The organism is Candidatus Aquicultor sp., from assembly GCF_054640775.1.
Genome location: NZ_JBTSLF010000152.1, coordinates 1 through 6,244 on the forward strand (window position 1 = coordinate 1; position 6,244 = coordinate 6,244).

Below are 6,244 nucleotides of genomic sequence, written 5' to 3' on the forward strand. Positions count from 1 at the left end.
GAGGAATAAATTTTTATAAATAATACGGGCTAAGTCTTTTCGGGTACCAGTAGATAGCAGATTGCGTAATGCCATCCAAGCTACTGCACCCGAAAGGAAAGGGTTATGTCGAAACCAAGGCTGCAGCGCTCTCTTGGCGTACTCGATGCCACCGGGATTGCCCTGGGGGCGATCATCGGAGCGGGGATATTCGTAACCATAAGCCAGGCGACAGCTGCAGCTGGTTCGGCATTTCTGCTCGCGCTTCCTATCAGTGCAATCGTTGTGGGCTTGAGTGGTTTAAGCGCCGTTGAGCTCTGCATCCGATATCCGAAATCGAGCGAAGCGTACGAGTTCGGACGCGTTCTCATATCGCCGGTAGCCGGCTTCATCGCCGGTTGGCTCTTTATACTCGGTGGTATTACTGCAAACTCCACATTTGCCCTTGCCTTTACCGGATACTTCAACCTACTTCTGCCGGGAGTGTCGCTTAAACTTGCCACGATCGCACTCATCGCCTTTGCGACCACATTTAACTACTTTGGGATCCGTACCTCATCGCTGGTTAACGGCCTGCTGGTTACCGTAAAGGTAGCCGTCCTGGTGGGATTTATCATCATTGGTATCCCAAGCGTGAGCATGGTGAACTTCCAGCCATTTAATCCGGGGAACTTTGGCGGGCTCTTCCACGCCGCAGCCCTCATGGTCTTCGCCTATGCCGGTTTTGCACGCCCGGTCACCCTTGTCGAAGAAGTGGCAAGCCCCCGAAAGACGCTGCCGCAAGCTATGTTCGCAGCGCTTTTTATTGCCTCAGCGCTTTATTTTGCTGCCTCGAGCGTGGCTATTGGTGTTTTAGGCAGTGGCACGGTTGCACAGAGTAAAGAGCCGCTTAGCTTGGCTGCTGCCAGCTTTGCCGGGTATACCGGCGAAGTCGTGGTGTCGATCGGAGCGCTTACCGCAATTGGAAGCGTGCTTCTTACTGAGGTGTTAGCCCTCTCTCGCGTCATATTCGCCATGGCGCGAGGCGGCGATCTACCGGCATGGCTTGCCGTAATCCACCCACGCTATAAGGTCCCCACTAGGGCAGTTACGCTGGCAGGGCTGTTAGTAATTCTGCCGGCGCTCTACGCCACGATTGGCACTGTCATAGCGTCGAGTAGCCTCACGTTTCTCCTCTACTACGTTTTGATGAATATCTGCGCACTGCGCCTTAAGGGCAAGCAGACTTACAACCGGTTCATACCCATTGCGGGCCTTACTACGGCGCTCGCTCTCACCTTTGCCCTGCCGTTTAAGGCGGTTGCTATCAACGCGACCGCAATAATCGTAGGGATTGCATACTATTACTGGGTAAAGCCGCTCATAAGCAAGAAACTGGTGAATAGAAAAGAATAATAAATCGGAAAAACAGGGGATGTGGGCAAGGATAAGGGTTAATACCCAAACTAACCGGTTAGCTGGAAAGATTCTTATAGTATTTCCATAGGAATACTATAAGGGCCGTGCTCTTCAGCACGGCCCTTTGATGTTTTTCGTTAGACAAACAGCATCGCTCTATTAAATAGACCTAGCAGTGAGACTGACTATTCGGCGTAGACACCTTCTCTTTCCTGGTCATCTTCAAGAACCGACAGATCCCTACTATTGAGGATGGCAACCAGTGCGCCAACCGCAGCGGTATCAAATTTGGTGCCGCTTCCGTTAATAATCTCCTGAAGCGCCTCAAGCTCATTTTTTGCTTTATGATACGATCGTGCGTTCGTCATTGCATCATACACATCGGCAACCGCGATAACTCGAGCATGAATGGGTATGTCTTCTCCAACTAGTCCCTCTGGATAGCCGGAACCATCCAACTTCTCGTGGTGATATTTAATGGCCGGCACCAGCTTTTGGAGGCCTTTTATTGGGGATAAGAGCTTTTCTGCTATCAAAGGATGCTCTTTAATGATCTCAAACTCTTCATCCGTTAACCGTCCCGGCTTATTCAGTATATGTATCGGGATGGTTACTTTTCCAATGTCATGAATGCGGCCGGCTTCATAGATGAGCACAAGGTCGTCCTCGGGCAGACCCATCTCCTTGGCGATGTCCTTTGCAAGCTCGGCGACTCTCATCGAATGGTCGTTTGAGAACTGATCGACGGCGTTAACCAGGCTATTGAGCACCGAGACGTTCTCGACATATGTTTTCTCTAACTCAAAATAGAGCTGGCTGTTATCGATTGCCGTCCCGAGTAAAGCACAGCAGGCCTTTATCGACTCAACAGTTTCAGGAGATACCGGGAAGGTAGCCCTCCACCCAATGTTTAACGCTCCCAAAACTCTTTGCTTTGTCTCTACTTTCATGGATATGAAGGTCCGTACTGCGGAGGCCTTTGCTATTTCTAACCGTTGCCCGTTAAAATCCTCGATTGCTTCAAGTTTTGCTTTGACCCTATGAGTCAAAGCATATTCTTCAGGGTTTATCGTTCTAATCATGTGTTCGAATTTTTCAGGGATACCGTAATTATCCTTGAGGACAAAATTACCGCTCTCTTTATCTTGTAAGTAAAGGGCCGCGATTCTAATCTCCGGAATACATGAAAGGCTCTCGATAAACTTTTGCGTGAGTTGCTTAACAGACGGATCATCATGTAATGAAAAGGCTAAACTGCTGAACAACCCAAGTATTAACTTACGGCGTGCTTGGCGTTGGCTGTCGATGTACTTTTCGTCCTCGCCTTTAAGGATGTTCATAGCGCTTCTGGAATATTCAAGGCCTATACGCTTCTCGGCTTCGGGAGCTGGTGCAGTATATAGATCAAAACTGCATGGCCCGGTTTCTGGGTTTACGTTAATTGCCACTACCTTGCTATAACCAAACGATAAAAACCCGAGACCGCCTATTACTCCGCGCATAAATGAGCAAAGCGAGGGTGAATTACCTTCCTGAAAGGGACAGCGTTTAACTCTAAAACGCATCCGATCTTTCTCAATTGATTCCGGGATGAGTTGATAGTCGAATTCAGAATAGAGTAACTTGGATATCGCATTAATAAACAGGGCCTGCCGCGGCTGGCCTTCTTGTAGGTCGAGCACCTTTTTTACCCGCCACTGCATTTGGGCTGCGATCTTTAACCCTATGCTAGAGGTTGTCGTTTCGGGCAGTAAAGAATCATCGATGGTTTTTGCAAACTCGCTGATTAATCTTTTTAATAAAGCCCCGTTTTCCATACTGCCTCCCTTACACTTAAAGCGCTCGATTTCAAAGTCACGAACTATTAATTACTCATCGGTAAGCAGATGGGATAATTAATAGCTCGGCACTAAGATATATACGACTAATTCGGATGATAACCCCACAGTTTTCGCCTAAACGTCCTCACAACGCAATGACCGCATCCAAAAAAGAAGCTAAAGCTTTTAAACCACAACTCTTTAATTCCCCGAGGATAATGTCGATATTAAAGACTAGCTAAAGGAGTTAAAATGTCCAGCAATCGCAAGAAACCGTTGAACGCTACGAATATCGTTGACACCAAGGCTCAGCGCAAGGGCGCCGAAGATCTCTTGCGTGAGCCTGACGTAGCGCACCAACAAGCTCAAGACATGCTGCGTGAGAGCGAAGAGCGATACAGAAGCATTATTAACGGAGCGGCCGAAGGGTTCTGGCTGATTAATCCACAGTTAGAAACAGTTGAAGTGAATGAATCGCTCTGCAGGATGCTCGAGTATAGCCGTGAAGAAATGTTGGGCAAAAAGCCCTTTGATTTTACAGATAAAGAGAACGCAAAAATATTCAAGGACCAAACATCAAGAATAGCGGGCTGTTCCCAGAGGCATTACGATATTGTCCTGAAATCTAAGAGCGGCAAGGACATATATACCAGGTTCAACGCGACTACTGTAAGGGATAAAGACGGAAACACGATCAGCGCGTTCGCATTTGTAACCAACATTTCTGAGCTTAAGCTGATAGAGCGGTCTTTGCTTGAATCGAAAGAGAGGATGGAGCAGTTATACAGGGTTATACCGAGCGCTATCTTTACTGTTGATGCGGACAGCATTATAACCGGTTTCAATAAGAAGGCCGAGGAAATCACAGGATACGCCTCTGAAGAGGTAGTAGGCAAGAAATGTTCTATCTTCGCAATTAGTAAGTGCTTGAAGGGATGTAGTCTTTACACACGCAATGTGGCTAAACCTATAATGGGCAAGGGATGTACCATAAAAAGGAAAGATGGAGAAGAACGCATAATCTCTAAGAACGCGGACCTGATAAAAGATGTCAATGGCCGTATAATCGGAGGCGTCGAGAGTTTTGAAGATGTAACAGAGCAAAAACAGGCGGCCGAGATGCTTAATTACATTGCCTACTATGATGCGCTTACCGGCTTGCCGAACCGCATGCTCTTTTATGATCGTTTTACCACGGCGATCAATAATGCAAGTAGAAACGGTGACATGCTTGCGATCATATTTCTTGATCTCGATAACTTTAAAACCGTTAATGATACATTGGGTCACGGTGTCGGGGATCAATTGCTGCATGATGTCGCCGTCAGACTTAAGGATAATTTGCGTAGCGCAGATACCATTGCACGCCTGGGGGGAGACGAATTTATAGTGTTGCTGCCACGGCTCAGGCGCACGCAGGATGCCGCTAAGATTACACAGAAGATTATTGATTCGCTTAGGCCGCCGTTTAGTTTTGGCGATCGCGAATTTCATATTACCGCCAGTGCCGGGGTCGCCTTATACCCCAATGATGGTGACGGGGCACATGCATTGCTAAGGAACGCCGATATAGCGTTATATCGCGCCAAAGAGTATGGGAAAGATAGTTATCAATTCTATATCCCCGCTATGGGGGATAAGGCCCTCGAGCGATTAGCGTTAGAAAATAGTGTGCGCAAGGCGCTGGAGAGGCAAGAATTTCTTCTCTATTACCAACCGATTGTTGATCTTACAACCGGTAATATTGTAGCCTTGGAGGCATTACTCCGTTGGCAACATCCCGATCACGGGCTGGTCTATCCATCAGAATTTATCCCTATTCTTGAAGAAACGGGTCTTATTATTCCTGTCGGTGAATGGGTGGTCAATACCGCGTGTAAACAGGCCAAAACCTGGCAAGATAAAGGACTTCCTCCAATACGCATGGCGGTCAATCTTTCACCCAGGCAGTTCCAGCAGGAAGGCATGGTAGAGATGATATGCGAAGCGCTCGACAAGAGCGGCTTAAGCCCCGAATATCTGGAGCTTGAGATTACCGAGAGCGCCGTAATGAAGGATGTGGATTCCGCAGTCACGATGTTCCACAAGTTGAAAGAGTTGGGGATGTATATCTCAGTCGACGATTTTGCCACCGGTTATTCGTCGCTAAGCTTTTTGAAGAGGTTCCCCGCAGATACGTTAAAGATCGACCAATCGTTTATCCGTGATGCCATACAAAACACGAACGATGCCGAGATCGCCCGAGCGATAATCACTCTGGCGCACAACCTTGGCATGAAGGCGATTGCCGAAGGTGTGGAAACAGTCGAGCAGCTAGAGTTTTTGCGCAGGCTTAAATGTGACGAGATACAAGGATACGTTTTCTCACGACCGTTACCGGTGCAAGAGGCCACAGAGTTATTGGCAACTGAAATGCGCTTGTGCGCGTAAGGATATGAGCACACGGTAAAAACCCCTCGGCATAGTAAGCCAAAGGGTTTTTCTTTTATGTTACCTCAGATAAACCGAAGCGGTTCCGTTGGGATTTATAAAGCGCAAACGGGGACCTCCTTGTCCAAGCTGGACGCTGCACCGCTCACTCGCTACCACGTTAAGATCATCAGGGTTTTTATTCTTTGTCTTACCCCCTTTTTCATCTTTAGCGGTAAGGTCGCCCAGGATTTGATGTGCTTCAGCGGCGATGCGGGCATTAATCTTTTCGGGTAAGACGATATCCAGATTCCCGCCGTTGTTTTTAATGAACCAATCCTTTTCCCCCCGATCGGCGGTCATGGTTATGTTTCCAAGAGAGGAATCGATCTCCAATGCCAGATTCGCAGGAACGGTAATCTCTAACGGGCTCTCCTGTATTCTTCCCGGCAAAAACCATTTCTTCGGTTGAATCCGGTGGGTTTCAATGATAAGAGTTCTTTCTTGCCGTCTTATATCATATCCCTTATCGTCTGCTACCATCCGGCGGGCTTCGTTTTGGCTTACCGCCATCAAGCTTACGTTGCCGCGAATCTCAACCGCATTGCTTTTCGCAACTCTGATTCGAATATCTTGGA

Annotated in this window: 4 protein-coding genes; 2 read left to right on the forward strand and 2 right to left on the reverse strand. The window is 47.8% G+C overall.

The features are described 5' to 3' along the window. Nucleotides 1-105 precede the first annotated feature (105 nt). Nucleotides 106-1,374: an APC family permease gene (locus ACYC56_RS11335; protein ID WP_461374291.1), complete on the forward strand. Its 1,269-nt coding sequence runs from the start codon at nucleotides 106-108 to the stop codon at nucleotides 1,372-1,374. A gap of 188 nt (nucleotides 1,375-1,562) precedes the next feature. On the opposite strand, the gene ACYC56_RS11340 is transcribed toward ACYC56_RS11335, so the two are convergent. Beyond that, the gene (locus tag ACYC56_RS11340) at nucleotides 1,563-3,194 is read right to left on the reverse strand and encodes an HD domain-containing phosphohydrolase (RefSeq protein ID WP_461374292.1); all 1,632 of its coding nucleotides are present in this window, start codon (nucleotides 3,192-3,194) and stop codon (nucleotides 1,563-1,565) included. A gap of 255 nt (nucleotides 3,195-3,449) precedes the next feature. On the opposite strand from ACYC56_RS11340, the gene ACYC56_RS11345 reads away from it, so the two are divergent. Further along, nucleotides 3,450-5,627 carry a sensor domain-containing protein gene (locus tag ACYC56_RS11345; protein WP_461374293.1) on the forward strand — a complete coding sequence of 726 codons (2,178 nt, stop codon included), beginning with the start codon at nucleotides 3,450-3,452 and terminating at the stop codon, nucleotides 5,625-5,627. Nucleotides 5,628-5,687: 60 nt separating this feature from the next. Here ACYC56_RS11345 and ACYC56_RS11350 read toward each other — a convergent pair. Further along, a partial coding sequence (locus tag ACYC56_RS11350; protein ID WP_461374294.1) for a hypothetical protein occupies nucleotides 5,688-6,244 on the reverse strand: 557 nt, incomplete at its 5' end.